Annotated in this window: 19 protein-coding genes; 6 read left to right on the forward strand and 13 right to left on the reverse strand. The window is 44.7% G+C overall.

Annotated elements, in window-relative coordinates:
- The first annotated feature begins 11 nt into the window (after positions 1-11).
- Positions 12-692, forward strand: coding sequence for a hypothetical protein (locus tag ACLVWP_RS13405; protein WP_413557910.1), 681 nt, complete (start codon positions 12-14; stop codon positions 690-692).
- Between the two features lie 3 nt (positions 693-695).
- On the opposite strand, the gene ACLVWP_RS13410 is transcribed toward ACLVWP_RS13405, so the two are convergent.
- Together ACLVWP_RS13410 and ACLVWP_RS13415 are read right to left on the reverse strand one after the other, a co-directional pair.
- Complete coding sequence (locus tag ACLVWP_RS13410; protein WP_413557912.1) at positions 696-1,976, reverse strand: helix-turn-helix domain-containing protein; 1,281 nt, start codon at positions 1,974-1,976, stop codon at positions 696-698.
- Between the two features lie 50 nt (positions 1,977-2,026).
- Positions 2,027-2,341, reverse strand: coding sequence for a KH domain-containing protein (locus tag ACLVWP_RS13415; RefSeq protein WP_413557914.1), 315 nt, complete (start codon positions 2,339-2,341; stop codon positions 2,027-2,029).
- A gap of 171 nt (positions 2,342-2,512) precedes the next feature.
- On the opposite strand from ACLVWP_RS13415, the gene ACLVWP_RS13420 reads away from it, so the two are divergent.
- Entirely contained in the window at positions 2,513-2,998 is a 486-nt protein-coding gene (locus ACLVWP_RS13420) for a hypothetical protein (RefSeq protein ID WP_413557915.1), read from the forward strand.
- Between the two features lie 2 nt (positions 2,999-3,000).
- Here the strand turns inward: ACLVWP_RS13420 and ACLVWP_RS13425 are convergent, their stop codons facing one another.
- From ACLVWP_RS13425 to ACLVWP_RS13435, 3 genes are read right to left on the reverse strand one after another with little or no spacing between them, the layout of a single operon-like run.
- Complete coding sequence (locus tag ACLVWP_RS13425) at positions 3,001-3,642, reverse strand: TPM domain-containing protein (RefSeq protein ID WP_413557917.1); 642 nt, start codon at positions 3,640-3,642, stop codon at positions 3,001-3,003.
- 49 nt (positions 3,643-3,691) lie between these two features.
- Complete coding sequence (locus ACLVWP_RS13430) at positions 3,692-4,435, reverse strand: TPM domain-containing protein (RefSeq protein ID WP_413557919.1); 744 nt, start codon at positions 4,433-4,435, stop codon at positions 3,692-3,694.
- Complete coding sequence (locus tag ACLVWP_RS13435) at positions 4,435-5,028, reverse strand: LemA family protein (RefSeq protein WP_413557921.1); 594 nt, start codon at positions 5,026-5,028, stop codon at positions 4,435-4,437. Before ACLVWP_RS13435 ends, ACLVWP_RS13430 begins: the two co-directional genes overlap by 1 nt.
- Before the next feature lie 73 nt (positions 5,029-5,101).
- On the opposite strand from ACLVWP_RS13435, the gene ACLVWP_RS13440 reads away from it, so the two are divergent.
- Both ACLVWP_RS13440 and ACLVWP_RS13445 read left to right on the forward strand, forming a co-directional pair.
- Positions 5,102-6,670 carry a class I SAM-dependent methyltransferase gene (locus ACLVWP_RS13440; protein WP_413557922.1) on the forward strand — a complete coding sequence of 523 codons (1,569 nt, stop codon included), beginning with the start codon at positions 5,102-5,104 and terminating at the stop codon, positions 6,668-6,670.
- Between the two features lie 113 nt (positions 6,671-6,783).
- Positions 6,784-7,929, forward strand: a complete 1,146-nt coding sequence (locus ACLVWP_RS13445) for a mechanosensitive ion channel family protein (protein ID WP_413557924.1) — start codon at positions 6,784-6,786, stop codon at positions 7,927-7,929.
- Positions 7,930-7,959: 30 nt separating this feature from the next.
- Here ACLVWP_RS13445 and ACLVWP_RS13450 read toward each other — a convergent pair whose 3' ends face one another.
- From ACLVWP_RS13450 to ACLVWP_RS13465, 4 genes are read right to left on the reverse strand one after another with little or no spacing between them, the layout of a single operon-like run.
- Complete coding sequence (locus ACLVWP_RS13450) at positions 7,960-8,400, reverse strand: hypothetical protein (RefSeq protein ID WP_413557925.1); 441 nt, start codon at positions 8,398-8,400, stop codon at positions 7,960-7,962.
- 2 nt (positions 8,401-8,402) lie between these two features.
- Positions 8,403-9,308 (reverse strand): fused DSP-PTPase phosphatase/NAD kinase-like protein, encoded by a 906-nt coding sequence (locus ACLVWP_RS13455; RefSeq protein ID WP_413557927.1) that lies wholly within the window; start codon positions 9,306-9,308, stop codon positions 8,403-8,405.
- A 23-nt stretch (positions 9,309-9,331) separates the two neighbouring features.
- Complete coding sequence (locus ACLVWP_RS13460) at positions 9,332-10,048, reverse strand: TrmH family RNA methyltransferase (protein ID WP_413557929.1); 717 nt, start codon at positions 10,046-10,048, stop codon at positions 9,332-9,334.
- 5 nt (positions 10,049-10,053) lie between these two features.
- Entirely contained in the window at positions 10,054-11,262 is a 1,209-nt protein-coding gene (locus ACLVWP_RS13465; protein WP_413557931.1) for an acyl-CoA dehydrogenase family protein, read from the reverse strand.
- A 174-nt stretch (positions 11,263-11,436) separates the two neighbouring features.
- On the opposite strand from ACLVWP_RS13465, the gene ACLVWP_RS13470 reads away from it, so the two are divergent.
- Positions 11,437-12,534 (forward strand): competence/damage-inducible protein A, encoded by a 1,098-nt coding sequence (locus ACLVWP_RS13470; RefSeq protein WP_413557933.1) that lies wholly within the window; start codon positions 11,437-11,439, stop codon positions 12,532-12,534.
- Between the two features lie 39 nt (positions 12,535-12,573).
- A complete protein-coding gene (locus tag ACLVWP_RS13475; RefSeq protein WP_413557934.1) occupies positions 12,574-13,152 on the forward strand; it encodes a hypothetical protein in 579 nt (192 codons plus the stop codon).
- Positions 13,153-13,467: 315 nt separating this feature from the next.
- On the opposite strand, the gene ACLVWP_RS13480 is transcribed toward ACLVWP_RS13475, so the two are convergent.
- From ACLVWP_RS13480 to ACLVWP_RS13495, 4 genes are all read right to left on the reverse strand, one after another.
- Positions 13,468-14,052, reverse strand: coding sequence for a DUF2239 family protein (locus ACLVWP_RS13480; RefSeq protein ID WP_413557935.1), 585 nt, complete (start codon positions 14,050-14,052; stop codon positions 13,468-13,470).
- A gap of 9 nt (positions 14,053-14,061) precedes the next feature.
- On the reverse strand, positions 14,062-15,354 hold the full coding sequence (locus tag ACLVWP_RS13485; protein WP_413557937.1) for an MFS transporter: 1,293 nt from the start codon (positions 15,352-15,354) through the stop codon (positions 14,062-14,064).
- Positions 15,355-15,481: 127 nt separating this feature from the next.
- Entirely contained in the window at positions 15,482-16,627 is a 1,146-nt protein-coding gene (locus ACLVWP_RS13490) for a winged helix-turn-helix domain-containing protein (RefSeq protein WP_413557939.1), read from the reverse strand.
- Positions 16,628-16,695: 68 nt separating this feature from the next.
- Positions 16,696-17,895: a S1 RNA-binding domain-containing protein gene (locus ACLVWP_RS13495; protein WP_413557940.1), complete on the reverse strand. Its 1,200-nt coding sequence runs from the start codon at positions 17,893-17,895 to the stop codon at positions 16,696-16,698.
- Positions 17,896-17,904 lie beyond the last annotated feature (9 nt).

A 17,904-nucleotide genomic window follows, 5' to 3' on the forward strand; every position in this document is an offset into this window, starting at 1 on the left:
GGGGGACTTCTATGAGAAAATTTATCTCTATCTTTGCATTCGCAATGATCGCAACAGCTTCTGCTCACGCAGGCTCTACATCTGTCAAAGGCCTTTGGGGCACTGATGCTCTTAACTGGGAAATCAGCGGCACAGAACAAACTCAGCTTTGGGATTTGTTCACTGGCTCTAAGCAAAAACTTTTTAAAATTCAAAAGTCTGACGATGGAGTTTACGCTCTTTCAGATATTGATGGGCAATCTAACTTGTCTTTCTCTTACTCGCCAGAGTTGTCCGTGTTCAAAGGCAAACTGGATGGCAAGTCTGTTGATCTAACTGTGAAACACACAAATCTTGGTACTCACTGGTTTGAAGGTGTTTTCAAGAATCACCGTCCATCGCTTCGTATCGATGTTCCGAGCGAACAACGAGTTGAAGGCCGCGCTACAGGCTTCTATAAGAATGAATTGGCAGATCTTTACATCATCCGCCAAGAACATGGTTACTGGTTCAAAGGTTACATGAACGGTTACTGGATTGACCTAACAGTGCAAAGAAATGGCGACACTTACACTTTCGAGGGCTCTTATCTTAATAAAAAGATGTCTCTGACCGTGACATCCAATCAATCTATCAACGATGTGATTGAGTACCTGCTTTTGGATATGCCTATTCCAAATTCTGATTTCTTGAACCTTGGTGATTTCAAGTAAAGTTTAGATGTAATGAAAATCGAGGACCTGCGCGAGATCCAGAGTCTCGCAGTCTTCGATTTTTTTAAGCGCACTGTAAGCCGTGTGCATTTCTTCCCTGGCGAAAAACTCGTAGGCTTTTTCAATTGTACTGGGACGTAGTTTCGTTCCTTGGACTTTGGCTAACAAAGCCCCATCCATCGCTGACAACGCAAAATACAACGGCGACTTTTTTGATTTTTGCAGACGATGCGCAATCAAATTGCGAGCCTCTGCATGACGTTCCGTCAAAACCAAACCGATAAACTCTGCCTGAGTCACCAATGGACAATAACGATCAATTGCCAGACTTCGGCGCGTCTGATGAGCCTTGCCAAAGTGACGCGTTGAAACTTCTGATGGGCCTTTCGTGAAATACTCGATCATTCCCAAATAGAAATGCGCTAGCATCAAACCGCGTGCCCACCCTGTAATCGCAGCACTTCGCAAAAGTTTTTTACAAGTGATCTGGGCTTTTTTGTAGTTACCCATGCGAATATAAATATGAACCAAGTGAACGTAATCCAAAGAGATCGTCAGCGGCATGGGCTGAACTCGACGGCGATAACTCACTAGCAAACTATGGCGAATATCCTGCAACGCTTGCTCAAGACGTCCCTTATGCAAAGCCACTCTTGAACGGAAATAGTAAAATTCAGACTGAATGGAAAGATCCGTTTCTGAAGTCAGCAATGCTTCAGCTTCAGAGAGAAGTCGTTCTGCCGTTTTAAAATCACCGAACGCTTCCGCCCTGCGCGCGCTCCAGATGATCGTGTCGATTTTCATATTGGAATTTTCAAGGAGACTCGCAATTTGACCAGCAAGCCTTAAATACAAATCAGCAGCTTGAAACTTCGCCAAATAAAACGAGCTAATGCCGATATTGCGAAAAACGATATACCTTTGCTCTGACGACAAGGCATCCGCATTTACCGACTTTAACATCTCGATGTATGTTGACCAGGTATCGTTCAAGCGAGTTCTTTCAAAAACTCTTTCTGTGCAGATTTCTGCAACAGTTCGATCTGTCACACGCAAACTTAAAACGGGAACGTCTCTGTGAATTTTTGTGGGACACACACCAAAGATAGCACTTAATTTATCGACAGTGTCTGGCTTAACTCGTCTGATACTTTGGTTCAGCCAGCGTTGAATAGTCTTGGTGGAAATATCCAGTTTCTTTGCCAAGTCCGCCTGTGAAACCCCTTGCTGCTGCAACAGGTTTCTTAAAGAGGTGGCATCTATTTCGATCAAATCACTATTCATATCTTTAAGAATACTGATTGATACAGAATCGAAACAGTCTAGTTTAGTAATTAGTTTTCTGCGTCACGCTCTGTAAAGTAAGGAATTTCTACGATAGAACGAACACCATGACGAGCTGTCAAAGCAAGAGCCACGTTACGAATACTGCTGATCATTTTTCCGCGTGACCCCAAAATTCTGCCAAAATTTCTTTTGGAACAATCGATCTTAAAAATTGTAGTGCGCTCACCTTGGGAAACGTGGACACATACTTCATCAGGAAAGTTCACCATGAGTTTGAGGATTTCCTCGAGTTTCGCGCGAATATTCTCAACAACTTCACTTTTGTTAGCCTCGCCCGACTTATATCCTTCAGCAATACTCATCTATTTTCCCTCCTGAATAATTAGATATTTGATTACATGTCGGAAAGCTGCCACTGAAAATTAGGTCGCGATAGTATCACTAGCCTCTGTCCACCATGTCCCTCTTGAACCTGGAATAAACTTGGCTTTTAAGTCCGCAGTCCTCATGATGGAAATATGCAAGGAGTCTCTATGAAATCACTTTTGTCCGTTTTGTTTCTGACAACTTTTTCCGCAATGGCACATGCTGAAGATGGAAAACTCCCTCCTCCCCCGTTCAAGGGCGATTATGGCAACTACGAGATTACAAATTGCGCTGGCCAGACATTCCAACTGGATTGCAAATTGAAGTCAGTCACGATTGGTGCGGCAAATCCAGCAACCAATCCCAAGCCAACAGGACCTTCTGTCGGATTCGTTTTTAAATCAGGTACAGGTGCAACGGCGGTCAGTGATATCTGGCTTTCCAAGTCAGATAAATACGAGGTCGATGGAGACAAAGCTGTTTTGACGACAGATAAAACTAAGAATACGACGAACTGGAGTGAGGAGTCGCAAGAAATTACTTTGGATAAGTCGGATTCAAAGGAATGGACTTTAACCTTTGCTGTCACTCGCGACAACTTAGGAAAGTCCATCAAACGTCAGATCGAATACAAAATCAAAAAAACCAAATAGCTTTAACGAATCACTAGGTGATTCTTAAGCTGATTGTGGCCACCGTCAGTATGAGGGAAGTGCTTTTGCAGATGCTGGCCACAAGATTCAATCGCTTCCGTCAAACCTTGGGACCACTGCTTGCTTTTAAGCTTTGCACCTAAATTATCTAAGATAACATTCCACGTTTCTGGCGGAAGTTTACTGTTGATACCTTCGTCGGCAAGAATAACCGCTTTATGTTCCATCACTGAAACGAAAATCAAAATCCCCGTGCCATGGTTTGTGCGGTGAATTTTATTTAGGTAAAACTCCAACTGCGCACGCTGATGAACTTGATCTAACTCATCACGCTCTGGCACAAAGATTTTTTGAATAAAAGGCAACTTCGCCATCGCGAAGGAAAAATAGTAAACCGCAACAATCAGGAACGGCCAAACATAAACCCATGGAGTCGCCCACAGCAAATCTGCAAACGGCAATTCCACAATAACCAAAACCAACAGCAATAGAAGTGTTAGAGTCAGCGGCACATGGCCTACTGAAGAAGAACTCTTCACAATCACTGGTACGATTTCCCCGTCGGTGTGCTCTTCAACCTTGTGAATCACCTCGGAGACCTGTTCGATTTCTTTATCTGTAAGATACTTATTAATCCAAGTCATTTACTACTCCAGTTACGCGCGTTCGCGCTCACACCCTGCGCTGAAGCGCCTACCAAGAACCTGAAGATCCGCCGCCGCTGAAGCCACCGCCGCCACCGGACCAGCCGCCTCCACCGCCGCCGCCAAAACCTCCACCACCGAATGTGCCGCCACCAAAGCCGCCGCGCCCTCCGCCGATGTAACGTCCGCGACCGCCACCAAAGCGACCTAAAACAGAAATCACAATAAGGATTATAATAATCACGCCCAAAGGAATACCGCCGCCTTTGTCATCACCACGGTCTTCCGTAGTCATGCCTTTTTCGTCAGCAAATTCCTTATCGGCCAAAGCCATGATTTGTGCCGTGCCCGCGTAAATCCCTTCCGCAAATCTTTGCTTGCGGAAATACGGAGTCACCACATCTGCGATGATTCTTTTTGCATAAACGTCAGGAATAGCCCCCTCAAGTCCCTGCCCAACCTCGATGCGCATTTTGCGATCTTGGATTGCGATCAAGAATAAGACGCCGTTATCTTTTTTTGCGTCCCCTAATTTCCATTGATCTGTGATTTTGATGGAAGCCTGCTCGATCGGCTCGCCTTCCAGAGTATTCACAACCAAAATTTGGATTTGAGCTTTGCCGCGTTTATTGAAGTCCAACAACAACTGCGTCAGATCTTGGCGCATGGAACGAGGGATGACTCCCACTTCGTCCATTACAGGTCCTTGAAGAGCTGGGACCTTAAACTCAGCGCGAGCTGAAAAGCCCGCGACTAAGAAAACTGAAAAAATAAGATGAGATAAAAAACGCATTAGAATTTAACTTCTGGTGCTTTTTCTGCTGTCGCTTTTTCTTCAGCAGACATATCCCACTGAGGCATTTTTTCGAAATGGTACATGATCGAGTTCGTCCAGCTTGTTGGTGGAACTGTCACAAGATTGTTAAATTGATTGATCGATTCGATATAACGTTGACGAGCAATCGTGATGCGATTTTCAGTGCCTTCCAATTGAGCTTGAAGATCACGGAAGTTTTGATCCGCTTTCAAGTTAGGATAGTTCTCTGTTACAACCATCAAACGACCCAAAGCTTGCGACAAACCGCTTTGTGCTTTTTGGTATTCTGCCAATTGTTGAGGCGTCACTTTAGAAGGATCGATTTGCATAGACGTTGCTTTTGCACGCGCCTCCACCACTTGAGTCAAAGTTGTCTCTTCGTGTTTTGCATAACCTTTCACCACGTTCACTAGATTAGGAATCAAATCAGCTCGACGTTTGTATTGATTTGATACCTCTGCCAAAGCTGCTTCAGTCGCATTTTTGGATTGAGGGATACTTTGAATTCCGCAGCCTGCTAAAAAAGGCAAAACAAGGGCTACCAAAAGAACTTTAGACATACGTTTCATGGGAAATTCCTCCATGTCCATTTCTATCGAATCTCTCAGTGACGCTCAATGAAAACCGGTCTATATTAGTTGAATGACACGCACGATTAAACTTCGATACACCGAGACAGCCGGTTGCATCTTCATTGACAAGATTGCCGGCCTCAACACGCACACTCCCGAACACGGGCAACGTGGTTGCGTCGAAGTTTATGAAGAAGAACTGAACCAGAAGTTATACGTCGTGCATCGCCTGGATAAAGCCACATCGGGAGCCCTTTGTTTTGCAACGAGTTCCGAGATTGCAGCCGACATCACCCGCCTGTTTGAACAACATTTGGTAAAAAAGAGATATCTTTTTTTAACTGACAAGCCCGCTGGAGCTTTGGAATTCACTTACCAATCCTTCATTGAAAAAGAGCGCAATCAATTCGTCAGCCGCAAAGACAAAGACCCAAACTCTAAAACCACATTCCGCTGGTTAAAGGCTTTGGGGCGTTTTCAATTGTGGGAAGCGGTTCCTCACACTGGCAAACCACATCAAATCCGCCTGCATGCAGAAGCCAAAGGTATTCCAATCTTAGGCGATAGCGAACACGGTGGCAGTCACTTTTATCGTCTGTGCCTGCACTCCCATTCCTTGGAATTTAATCTGAAGGGACAAGACGTTCGCTTTGAAACGGATCTTCCTGTATGGGCACGTGATGGAGAGTTCAACGAACACGAAGAGGACTTGGTTGTGGCCGAGGCCTTCCAACGTCGCGAACGACTTTTTGATTTTTCAAAATTAAAAGATGAATGTCTGCGTTTATCCCACCGCGAACTCGATACTTATCGTATCGATCAATACGGCGAATATCTTTGGGTCTATTGGTACAAAGAAGAAGACCCGTCTGTTTCAGATCTTTTGCGCTTCGAAAGAATCAGCAAAAAATTCGGGAAAAAGATTTTAGTTCGTAAAATGCTAAATCGTGGCGATGATCCCAATGCCGAGCTTTTATGGAATATCGGTCAAACTCAGACGCAATGGACAGCCAAAGAAAATGGCGTCAACTATGAACTGCGCAGCGATACAGGGCTTTCCCCTGGTCTGTTTTTAGATCAAAGGGAAAACCGTCTGTGGGTGCAAGAGCACGCGCAAGACCGTCGTGTTTTAAATCTTTTTTCTTACACAAGTGGCTTCAGCGTTGTTTCTGCTTTGGCTGGAGCTTCTGAAGTTTGCACTGTCGATGTGTCCTCTAATTTCTTAGATTGGAGCAAACGCAATTTTGCCTTGAATGGACTTAATCCCGAAGATGATAAGTACGAATTCTGGAACAGCGATTGTATTCTGTTTTTAAAGGGCACAGTTCGTCGTAAACGCAAATTCAGTCTGATCATTTGTGATCCCCCATCATTTGGCAGATCTAAAAATGGTGTTTTCTCGATCAGCAAAAACTTTGATGAGCTTTTAATCAACTGCCTGTACTGCCTTGAAAAAAATGGTTTGCTGCTGTTCTGTACAAACTACGAAAAATGGACAAGTGGTGATATTCATCTGCGCTTAGAAAAATTAAAGCGTGAGTTTTCATTCAAGATCCTTCCTGCGCCGTCACAAGGTATGGACTTCGAACTTCCCGATCAAGAACCTCTGATGAAATCAATCATCATCCGCAAAAATTAGTTTTGCGGTTTCTTCACATCTATTTTTTATTCTTCATACTTCTCTTCGTGGGTTGCGATTTCGCTTAAAAACTTTCACTATAAAACGCAGTTTTTATAGCTGAAAGGAGTCGCATGCTCGATATTTTTCAAACATCACTAAGCGCAGAAATTATGCAGGGCACTCAAGTGGGCTGGCTGTTGATGATTGGTATTTCCATTCTTGGTGCTATCCTCATCAAGGGAGCTTTGAAGTTTATCGAAGTTCGTCTGAGTGGATTGATCGCCCGCTTCAAGGGAATCTGGGATGATATTATTCTTCAATGCTTGGGCGCGACAAAAACTTGGGTTCTATTCTTTTGGATTCTTTACCCTCTCGCTCAATCCACACAGGCGCCCAATGGTAAGAAAGCCGTTTTTCTATTTTTCGTCTTTGCCTCGTCGGTACAAATTGCTCTGTGGGGTTTGAAATCCATCCGCATCTGGCGCGATGATGTCGTCCAAAAGAAACTTCCCACGGATGGTGAATCCGCTTCTGCGATCCGTTTGATCGCCACGGGAATTCAAGGGCTTTTCTTAATCTCTTTGGTCCTTGTGGGACTTAGTAATTTAGGCGTGGACATTGCTGCCTTGATCGCAGGGCTTGGTGTTGGCGGTATTGCGGTTGCCTTGGCTGCGCAAAATATCTTGGGCGATCTTTTTGCTTCTCTTTCTATTTTGCTCGATAAGCCATTTGTTGTCGGAGACTTTATCGTCGCAGGCACCGAAATGGGTACCGTTGAAAATATCGGGATCAAGACAACTCGCCTGCGCAGTATTTCTGGGGAAGAGTTAATCCTAGCCAATAAAGATCTATTGGAAAGCCGAATCAAGAACTTCAAGCGCATGTGGCAACGTCGTGCGGTTTTGAACTTTAATGTCGGATATTTGACGGATAATAAAAAGCTCGCTTTGATCCCTCAATGGGTAAAAGGTTTTGTGGAGGAAAATTCTTTGCTCCGCTTTGATCGCTGCCACTTGATGAATTTCGATGAAGCTTCGTTAAAGTACGAAATTGTTTTTTGGGTCAAAGATCCTGACTTTAATAAGTACTTCGATGCCCAGCAGGGTTTGATGTTAAAAATGATCCAAAAATTTGACGAAGAAGATGTCAGCTTCTCGATGGGAGCAAGACCGTTCTTGGTGCAAAAAGGCGAGCAAGGCGAAGAACAAAATCTTCTGACTGCTCCGATGCGAGAACAAGATAGACCTAATGGAGTTGCTTCGAGCAACCCCTCTTAAATAAAAAAGGGAGCCATGAGCTCCCTTTTTTTATGGGTAAAAGTTGTATTTAATATGGATTCGCTTTTCATCTTGAAGACCCATTTTTGAGCCGCTCAAGAATGCCGGAACTTTCCGCTTGATACGTTTTCGGTCTTTAGGAAAACGTTTATCATCGACAAAGCAATCAAAGCGTTCATCCTTACAAAGGTTCGTGAACTCTGTCGCCTCATTATTAAAGACGTAAGCATCCATCGCTCGTCCCATGCGATCTCCCAAATCAAGATCCGCCTGTTGAACCACAATACCACCACCCGTTTTCACCTGTGGTTTTGCGGGTGCAGGTTGCCCTGGAACATGCTTAATGATCACGCGAGGTTTGCACTCCGGTGGCAGATCAAGTTCTGGTTCGCAGTCGCAAAAAGTTTTCTTTAAGGTCGCACAGGAACTTAAAGTCAGCATCAATAGACACAATCCTAAAATCTTTTTCATTTCTATCGGCTCCACTGAGACCAGAATTTATCTTTGCCCATCGGATGAGCTTTTGCGTAATTATAGAACTCTTGAATGAACGCTGCGCGCTCTTTTTGATAAGGATATTTCCAGTCAGTTTCTGCTGGAATCGTCATCACATCATAGTCATCGCTAAGCTTCGTATTGCGCTCGATGATCGCCTCAAAGCTGTCTGTCTTAGCGTTGTGAAGCATGTCGTACATCACCATAAATGTTGTTGTACGGCCTTTGCCTGCACGGCAGTGAAAGTGAACCCAGTTGTTTTCTGGTAACTCTTGAACGGCTTCGATAAAACGATCCACCATGGAGTCTGTGGGACGAACGTGGTCTGTCACTGTCAAACGAACATACTGATGGCCCGAGCTGCGAACCAAGCTTTCTTCGGTCTCAATGCTTTTAATATCAGTGCCGTTAATTTTTTCGCCGACTTTCAAATCGCCCAACAAACGACGCTCACGATGAATCACATCCTCATGCCCCAAGTCTGCATTGGCCCAGTCACGCTCCGCCTGCCACGTCACTGGTTTATCGTTGATAAAACCATGGGACTCTTGGCGCAGATCGAATACATATAGCTGCATTTTCTTCTTTTTAAGACCGCGAGCGATTTCTTTTAAAGCGGCTGGTGAGTAGCTCGCGCTGCCCGACATTTTTAATTTATCATTTTTGCGGTAATTAACAGGCTTGCGTCCGTCATACTTCGTATCGAAAACCAACTCCACCGGTTGCATCGGTGTGGGTTTATGCTCGAAGGCTGGTTTTTTATTGGTGTCCGCGGCAGCCGTAGCATTCGCAGTGGGAGTTGCCATATTTGCAGGGTCTGTAGAAACACTTTTCTCAGCACAAGCTGCGACAACCAAAGGCAAAAGTAAGATCCATTTTCTCATAAGTCCTCCCTATGAGAAAAAGTCTAAGCTTTAATCTGGCCTCTTGCAAAAAGTTCTTCAAGATATTGAAAGCCCGAATCTTGAGTACGTAAGTAGTAATACGCACGCAAAATGTCTTGCTCTTGCTGAGTCAGGGAGGCATTTGAGCCACCGCGCTTCATACGATCTTGAGAGATATGATACAGGCTTAAAGCACCTGCTACAGAAATATTGAAGCTTTGTACGAAGCCCGTCATTGGAATGATGATGCACTCGTCAGCGGCAGCAACCATTTCTGGGCTCACACCGTTTTTTTCGTTTCCTAGGACCAAAGCTGTCTTACCAGAAAAATCCACTTCATGAAGAGGTTTCGAGCGCGCATCCAAATGAGTGACGTAGATTTTGTAACCTTGGTTTTTAAGGTTTTTTACGCAATCTGTGGTGTTCTGCCACTTTTTAACTTCAACCCACTTATCCGCACCTTGAGTCACGCGAGCTGATTCTTTGAATTTTTCCTGTGTTTCAATCACGTGGAAATTTCCAAAGCCCAAGCCTTCCGCACTTCTCATCACCGCAGAAATATTACCGCGATCATAGATGCTTTCCAAAACCACTGCTGTGTCGAAGTTTCTTTGCGCGACAACACGGTCAATTTTTTGACGACGGTCCTCGGTCAAAAGCGGCCCTAGTTTTTCTAGAACCACTTCATAACTCATCTTTAAATTTGCATTGATATCAATCTGAGGACCGTATGGAAACATGAAGCCTACTTGTACAAAGACTCAGGATTTTTTGCCAAGTCACGTGTGATGTTTTTTTGATGTGCTTCAAGAGTACCGCCACCAATTTCTAGTAGCTTTGCATCTCTCCACAATCTTTCAACAACGTACTCGCCCACGTAACCGTAGCCACCCAATACTTGGATCGCACGGTCAGCTACGTTTTTCGCCATTGTCGTTGCCACAAGCTTCACACCGTCAGAATCTAGACGGTTGCCTTCTTTGTTCAAATCCATACGGCGAGCTGTTTCGTAAACATACGCGCGTGCTGATTTGTATTCTGCATAGCTATCAGCGATGTAGCGTTGCATTTGACCGAAGTGGTTCAAAGATTTTCCGAAGGCCTCACGCTCTGTCGCGTAACGGTTCATGATTTCGATAGATCTGCGAGCAATACCCAAGCTCATCGCCGCCAAAGTCAGGCGTTCGATTTCAAGGTTGCGCATCATGTGCAACATCGAATCACCTTCGTGACCGATCAATGCAGACGCTGGTAAATGACAGTCTTGGAATACAAGTTCAGCTGTATTTGAACCACGCATACCCAATTTGTCTTTAATTTTTTGACCTACTTGGAAGCCACTGTGATCTTTCTCAACCAAGAAAGTTGAAATCATCGCACGACCGTTTTTCTCGCCCGTTTTTGCATAGACAAGAGTCAAATCACAAGGAGTGTTGTTTTCATCGATAGTGCCGTTAGTGATCCACATCTTGCGACCATTCAAGATCCACTCGCCGCCTTTTTTCTCGGCGCGAGTTTGCATGCCCATCACGTCAGTTCCGATTGCAGGTTCTGACATCGACATAGAGCCAACCCATTCGCCAGAACACAATTTTGGCAAAACGCGAAGACGTTGTTCATCACTGCCGTTCACGGCGATGTTGTTCACACAAAGCATTGAGTGCGCAAGGTAAGCCAAAGCAAAACCTGGATCTGATGCAGACAACTCTTCATGAACGATGGCCGCTGCCGTCGCATCCATACCTGCCCCTCCGAATTGTTCTGGAACAGTGATACCTAGAAGACCTAGCTCGCCCACTTTTTTGAAAAGAGAGAGATTGAATTTTTCGGAACGATCGTATTCGTGAGCCTGTGGTTCAACTTCCGCTTTCGTGAAAGCGTTGACAGTTTCGCGCAACATTGTGTGCTCAGGTGTTGGATTGTAAAGATCGAATTCTTTCCAATTAAAGGACATGGTAGCTCCTAAGTATATAGAGTAGGGAATCTAGAAAAAACCCATGTAATCCGCAAGGCTTAGCGCCCCTAACGCTACGCAATAATAGCTGATTTCGATCACTTTTCGGGAAGAGTCTGGACGTCATCACGACACAAGCCTAATCTTGATGAACCTCTGTTAATGGAGACCCGTATGATCGCGACTGTATTAGGAATCGGAACCGAGTTGGTAGATGGCCAAATCGTCAATAAAAACGCGGCTTGGATTTCTGAAAAGCTAAAAAACCTGGGACTCACGACAAAACTTCACCTTGTGGTTCCGGATGAAAGAAAACTCATTTCTGAGGCCTTGGATTTTTGTGCTCAAAACTCTGATCTCATATTTGTGACTGGCGGCTTGGGCCCCACAACCGATGACTTCACTCGCGATCTGATTTCTGAATGGACCGGGCTTTCTTTGAAATGGGATGAGGCTTCCTGGCAGCATATCAAAGACCGCTTAGAGCCGCGCGGTTACGTCGTTAAAGATATTCAAAAACAACAATGCTATTTCCCTGAAGGCGCACGCATCATCACCAATGTCGAAGGCACAGCGAATGCTTTTTATGTTGAGGCAAAGGGCAAAAAGATTTTCGTACTCCCCGGCCCTCCCCGTGAAATCGAAGCCGTGTGGAAAAATGATATCGCCGCGTGGTTGAGTAAAAGTGTTGAAGGCATGGACCCTTATATCACTCGCCACTGGGACACGATCGGGATGGGTGAGTCTGATGTTGCAACTTTGGTGGAGCAAGCTCTAGCGAATGTGAATGTCGAAAAGGGCTACCGCGTGCATCTGCCGTACGTCGAAGTGAAGATGTCCTTTTATAAATCCCAAGAAGAAAAAATGCGCACTCATGTAGAGCACGTAACGGAAGCATTAAAAGGCATCACCATCACTCGCGACCAACAAGATGTTCCTTTGATGTTGTCACTAGCTTTAAAGCCATTTCACTCTGTAAGCGTGCAAGATTCTTCGACAGGACAATTCCTAATCAATCGTATGCTCCCCGTGATGCGCGATTTTATGACGGAAAAATCTTGGAGCTTTTCAAGTCACTCCATTGATCAAACGGCCCAAGTGCGCTTGATGATCGAACCCAAAGACGAACACTCCTGCTGGGTGAGTATCGATCGCGGCAACAAACGCTTCACTGACATCATCGAAGCTCCCTACAAAACCATGCCCATGCGCGAACGTCGCGCTCAGTACTTTGCAGAGATGGCGATGATCTTTTGGATTCGTCATCTTTAAAAGGTTTGACTGGAAACTAAGGACCTCTAAGATTATCGAATGAAGATCTTAATTTGGTTATTTGTGTTTCTATCCGCAGTATCAGCTCAAGCAGAAATCTATCTTGAACCTTATCTAGGATATTCCACAGGCTCCGGCACTGGTTCAAACACGGAGCAAGGAAGTCCTCCTATTTCAACGACAGGCACGAACACTTCCTCGCAACTGCTGTATGGAGCTCGCGCGGGTTGGACAAATAAAACATTTGCCGCGGGTGCTGAGTTTGAAACAGGAAATATGTCCTTCAAAAACACTGACAATCTAGATGATGGCAGTTCGACGACAACTGAAGAAAGCACTTACGAAGCAAGAATGACAGCACTGGGTGTGTTTGGATTAATTAGAGCTGGGAAGTTTAATATTTATGCTACGTACTTCCCTAGCTTTAGCATCGGAGACCGCAACGGCAGTGGCTCTAAAATTGGAATTGGTTATCAGACTTACAAGTCTATCTATGTGAACTTCGAGATGATGGGCACCACCATCAACGAATTTGGCGATGTCCCTGCCAACATGACAAATCTCACCTTCGCCCACAACCTGATGACGTTGTCTGCGAGCGTGCCGTTAACTTTATAAATCGGCTTAAAAAATGCAAAAGGTGACTCTGCTTTCGCAAGGTCACCTTTAAAGACGGACTCACTTCCGGTAATCCGAAGAAGGTCCGAATGAACACCACACAATGTTCTTATCGGCCGATTTTAAAGCTTATTAAGCAGATTCTTGTGATTGTTTTGGTCCTTATCAAAATAATCAAAGAACTCTTGTAACTATAAACTCTTACCTCTGGAACGTTTCCGACTGACCTTGACTAGTAGACCTAGCCCTAGGCCCAAGGAAGGGACTTAAAATCCCACGGCTTATTGAGTCCAAGGGGCCTTGTGAAAGCACCACCTACTTTGTATTGGCGAGGGCTTCGCGGCCTACTTTCATGGTGTGTTCTTGAATGTCTTTCGGCCATGTGGAGATCATCTTTTTAAATTGTTTTGTGTCGTAGGCATACATCGCGCGCAAAGCTTCCTCGTAATTTGGAAGATCCCCTGCCATCGCATGCATGAATTTATAAACAGCATCTTGCGCTTGGCGGATTTGGTCTTTTGCGAAGTTTTTCTTTTTCGCTTCTTCGATCAGTTTACGCAAAGTCACGGAGGCACCACCGGGCTGCAATGCGAGCCACTCCCAATGCTGAGGCAAAAGTGTCACCTCTTTAGAAACGACACCTAGCTTTGGACGACCGGGGCCTGATTTCTTTTCATCAGGTTCGATCAGGGCTTCCATTCTTTTGGCGACAGCATCAACAGTGCCACGTAAATCAAGCTCAACTTGGGCGCTAGTGACGTCATCGAAAATCAAAACATTTTCTTTGCCGTCGTCTTTCAAATACTTTTTAACTTTAAGTGCCACTTCCAAAATATCACCGGAAGCAATCATTTTAGTTCCCGCAAAAGCGGTGCATGTGCGATCTGCTCTTGGTTCCATAACTATCCCCTAGTGTCCTGCTGGCGCATCGGCAGGATTTAATTTTATCGCGCCCGAAGATTTCTTAGCGACGTCCTTATTAATGAAATACATCAACACGACGGCCGTCACAGACAAGGCTGTCATCACGTATCCGATCACATCATAGTGAAGCATTGTACCTGATGCTTCTTGCACAACGATAGCACCCGCCAATATCGCACCCAAGCCACCTGCCATCTGTTGTAACGAGGCACCAATGGACATAAAAGACCCGCGGCTATCTGGTGAAGGAATAGCAGACATCAAAGTTTGCGAAGGAATCATTCTGGAAAAAATCCCCACAAACATCGTTGCATTAATCAGCATCACCATCGGCATGGGAGTAATACCCAAATGAGTGTAGATCAGAACAATCACGATGCTGACAACACTGCCAAAGACGAATGTGTTGAAATTCCCAAACGAGTCACTGATTTTACCAACCAAAGGACCGATCAAGATCGATGCAAACCCCGTAACCAGATAAATCATGGGCAAATGATCTAACGAAATCCCCAAGTTATGAACCGTATAGGCACTGGAAAACGGCATCAGCATAAATCCGCCGATAGACAAAATCGACGTCGTTACAAAGGCCAACAAATACCTAGGAGTCGCAATCGTATGAGCCAGATGCACGAATGCTTTCTTATCTGTCTGCAACGCCAAATGCCCTGTCACCGGCTGCATATGAATCCACAAGAAAACCCCGGCAATAGCGCTGGCGATCACGATCATAATAAAGGGAGCATGCCACCCTAATTGATTCGACAGATACAGTCCTGCTGGTAAACCTAAGATTTGACTGGCAGCAAAAGCCGTCTGCAAATATCCCATGACTCGACCGCGCTGCTGCAATGGAAATACGTCTGTGGTGATCGCCATCACAATAGATCCGATCACTCCCCCGAATAAACCCGTGACGATTCGAGCTGCAAGCAGCATATGGTAGTTCGGAGCAAGGCCGCAGAACAAAGTTCCCAAAATAAACCCAACATAAAAGAACATCAGAAGTTTTTTGCGATCGAATTTGTCAGCGAACCCTGCCGTTAACATTCCCGAGATCGCAGCGCTGATCGCGTAACCCGACACCACAGTCCCGAACTGTGATGCTGTGATATTCAAAGCCGGCATCAAGATCGCTCCCAATGGAGCCAAAATCATAAAATCCAAAATGATGGTGAATTGTAAGAACGCTAAGAGCGCAATGAGGATCTTTTGCTCTTTGGTGAAAATAAGTCCAGCTCCCGAGGGAGGTTTTTGAGCTTCAGTCGTTGCCATCAGAAATGCCTTTGAAAAGGTTGATGAAAACAATATTACCCGGGTTTTATTCAGAAATCAATATCACCCGGGTAATATTAATTAAACCCGGGTAAATTACTGAATAGACTCAGCAATTGGAATTCGCTTACTTGTCGAATTGGAATTTACTAAAGCCATCTAGCTCTTTCTCGATCAAAACTTTATTGTGGGATGACTTGTGTTTACCAAGCCAACTCCATTGTTGAATTAAAAGATCTTGGTTTTGTCTGTCAGCCTTAAGATCCAACACTGCTACCGCTTGATCCCCGACAATCACTGGCAAGGTGAAGTAACCGTATTTTCTTTTCTCTTTAGGAACATAGGCTTCAAAGCGATGATCATAGTCAAAGAACATATGAAATCGCTTGCGCTGAATCACCAAAGGATCAAAGGGCGACAAAATATGTGTGAGTTCTCCAGCAGAAGATATTTTGGACGATAATACCTCTGGAGTTGTCCAGAAGGCTCCCCCACCTACGCCTTCAACATTGACGTCAATCAACTGTCCCTTTTTCACGCGAGCTTGGACGTTTTTTAAAAGATCTTTTTTCTCAGGGCCTTTCTCCATATAAGCAAGAGAATCCAGACTGACAACACCCTGAGAACGCAATGCTCGATCTATTTTATAATCCAGAACTTCTTTGCGACTGGCAGCTTTGGGTCTTTTATCCCATCCGAAATGACGATTGGTTATGTCGTATTTTTTAAGCATGCCCAGACGCTCGCTAATAACTAAGTCGCCGGAATTAAAGGCTCTCTGCATGGCTCTTTTAGATGGTTTTTTACTAGCCCATGGATGGTCCTTTTCGACCAGTACATCATCATCGATATCACGAATTGTAATCGGACCGTCTTTCTTGATGATGCGAAATACTTTCTCCAAATCTGATTTAGAGACGTCATAGTACCAACGAGAAGGATTGGTCTTTCGATCTTTCATCTCTGAAACGAAGTACTTGAAATCTTCAGTGGCCACATAAGACAAAGCATGAGTCCAATACTCAAAGACAGATTTATCTTTGCTTTGCGCTTGAACTAAGTGGGACCGTTTATAATCAAGGTTTCTGGTATAGAGAATATGATGATGACTGCGCTCGATCACATGAATCGTATCGATCTGAACATATCCAAGATGTTTCACGATTTTCGCAGTCGCCTTTGGACCGCTGCCGAAGGGATGAGACCGATCAAGTCCCTGGGCCTGAAGCCACAATGCCCGAACTTGAGATTTAGTAAGATTGGCCGCTGTCATAAAACCTCACCAAACTCCAGACGCAAAAATGGCCCGACAGAAAAACTGCAGGGCCATTTATAACTGATTTATTTTTTAGGTTTGATGTTCAGTCCTTTAAGCGCATCGCCCAAGGAACCAAAACCGCTGCCAGAAGTTGGCTGGTGAGTTCTCCAAGAGTGGTCTTCACCCGCACCTGGAACTCCCAATGAAATCTTTTTCTCTTCGAATTTGATTTCATCGATTTGTACCGCGATTTCATCACCGCGTTTTTTATTTTCAAATTGAGCGCCGTCAACATGATCACGCCATTTTGCTTTCGGCAAAAGACCTGTGATGCCCGGAGCGATATTTACGAACAAGCCGTAAACTTCTTTCTTCTCAACTTTACCATTCACTACAGTGCCCACTGGGAATTTCGCTGGAACTGAGTTCCAAGGATTCCCGTCACCGTCAGCTTGTTTCATCGACAATGAAATTTTCAATTTGCCGTCAACTTCTTCCATTTTCAAAAGCTTAACAGTCACATTTTGACCTGGAGACACAACTTCTTGAGGGCTGTGAACACGTGACCAAGTTAGCTCAGACAAATGAACCAAACCTTCAACACCGCCATCAAGCTCAACAAAGGCACCGAATTTTTCCAAGCGAGTGATACGACCTTCAAGGATCGCCCCAACTTGAACCTTTTGCATGAAGGCACCTTCGTTTTCAACTTTTTGCATATCCAAAAGTTTACGACGAGAAACCACGATGTTGCGTTTATCGAATTGAGTGATCAAGAATTCAAACTTCTTACCAACGTATTCAGAAGCATCGGTTACGAAGCGAGAATCAATTTGTGAAATAGGACAGAATGCCGTCTTGCCCTGAACGTTAACGCGCAAACCGCCGTTAACAACTTCAGTTACAGTTCCTGAAACCGGAAGCTCCATATCGTAAGCATCTTCCAAAGAATCTGCCTCAGCAGAAGTCGAACCTTTCACAGTCAAACGGATCTCGCCGCCTTTAGTGGAAAGAACAACAACGTCGATCATATCACCCACGTGATATTTTACTTCTTTGTTTTCATCCATAAGATCTCTTGTGAAGATCATACCGTCTGTCGGAGTACCTGTAGAAATAAAGGACTCTTCCTTACCGATGGAAAGAATCTCTCCACGGATTTTATCGCCCACAGAAACGCGAGTCTTCAAACCACCCGAAGAAGACTCAGCAAACATTGCCTCAAAATCTTCAAACGATTTCCCAGAATCAACATCATCCCCAAAAATATCTTTCTTACTCATAATTTTCCT

Source organism: Bdellovibrio sp. HCB209 (assembly GCF_047306065.1).
In the GTDB taxonomy this organism is placed as follows: domain Bacteria; phylum Bdellovibrionota; class Bdellovibrionia; order Bdellovibrionales; family Bdellovibrionaceae; genus Bdellovibrio.

Coding starts and splice junctions, on each gene's coding strand:
- ACLVWP_RS13415 (WP_413557914.1), bottom strand. CDS start 2,341: ATGAGTATTGCTGAAGGATATAAGTCGGGCGAGGCTAACAAAAGTGAA.
- ACLVWP_RS13490 (WP_413557939.1), bottom strand. CDS start 16,627: ATGACAGCGGCCAATCTTACTAAATCTCAAGTTCGGGCATTGTGGCTT.
- ACLVWP_RS13480 (WP_413557935.1), bottom strand. CDS start 14,052: ATGGAACCAAGAGCAGATCGCACATGCACCGCTTTTGCGGGAACTAAA.
- ACLVWP_RS13440 (WP_413557922.1), top strand. CDS start 5,102: ATGACACGCACGATTAAACTTCGATACACCGAGACAGCCGGTTGCATC.
- ACLVWP_RS13495 (WP_413557940.1), bottom strand. CDS start 17,895: ATGAGTAAGAAAGATATTTTTGGGGATGATGTTGATTCTGGGAAATCG.
- ACLVWP_RS13420 (WP_413557915.1), top strand. CDS start 2,513: ATGAAATCACTTTTGTCCGTTTTGTTTCTGACAACTTTTTCCGCAATG.
- ACLVWP_RS13455 (WP_413557927.1), bottom strand. CDS start 9,308: ATGAGAAAATGGATCTTACTTTTGCCTTTGGTTGTCGCAGCTTGTGCT.
- ACLVWP_RS13465 (WP_413557931.1), bottom strand. CDS start 11,262: ATGTCCTTTAATTGGAAAGAATTCGATCTTTACAATCCAACACCTGAG.
- ACLVWP_RS13470 (WP_413557933.1), top strand. CDS start 11,437: ATGATCGCGACTGTATTAGGAATCGGAACCGAGTTGGTAGATGGCCAA.
- ACLVWP_RS13460 (WP_413557929.1), bottom strand. CDS start 10,048: ATGTTTCCATACGGTCCTCAGATTGATATCAATGCAAATTTAAAGATG.
- ACLVWP_RS13405 (WP_413557910.1), top strand. CDS start 12: ATGAGAAAATTTATCTCTATCTTTGCATTCGCAATGATCGCAACAGCT.
- ACLVWP_RS13430 (WP_413557919.1), bottom strand. CDS start 4,435: ATGCGTTTTTTATCTCATCTTATTTTTTCAGTTTTCTTAGTCGCGGGC.
- ACLVWP_RS13475 (WP_413557934.1), top strand. CDS start 12,574: ATGAAGATCTTAATTTGGTTATTTGTGTTTCTATCCGCAGTATCAGCT.
- ACLVWP_RS13450 (WP_413557925.1), bottom strand. CDS start 8,400: ATGAAAAAGATTTTAGGATTGTGTCTATTGATGCTGACTTTAAGTTCC.
- ACLVWP_RS13425 (WP_413557917.1), bottom strand. CDS start 3,642: ATGACTTGGATTAATAAGTATCTTACAGATAAAGAAATCGAACAGGTC.
- ACLVWP_RS13435 (WP_413557921.1), bottom strand. CDS start 5,028: ATGAAACGTATGTCTAAAGTTCTTTTGGTAGCCCTTGTTTTGCCTTTT.
- ACLVWP_RS13410 (WP_413557912.1), bottom strand. CDS start 1,976: ATGAATAGTGATTTGATCGAAATAGATGCCACCTCTTTAAGAAACCTG.
- ACLVWP_RS13485 (WP_413557937.1), bottom strand. CDS start 15,354: ATGGCAACGACTGAAGCTCAAAAACCTCCCTCGGGAGCTGGACTTATT.
- ACLVWP_RS13445 (WP_413557924.1), top strand. CDS start 6,784: ATGCTCGATATTTTTCAAACATCACTAAGCGCAGAAATTATGCAGGGC.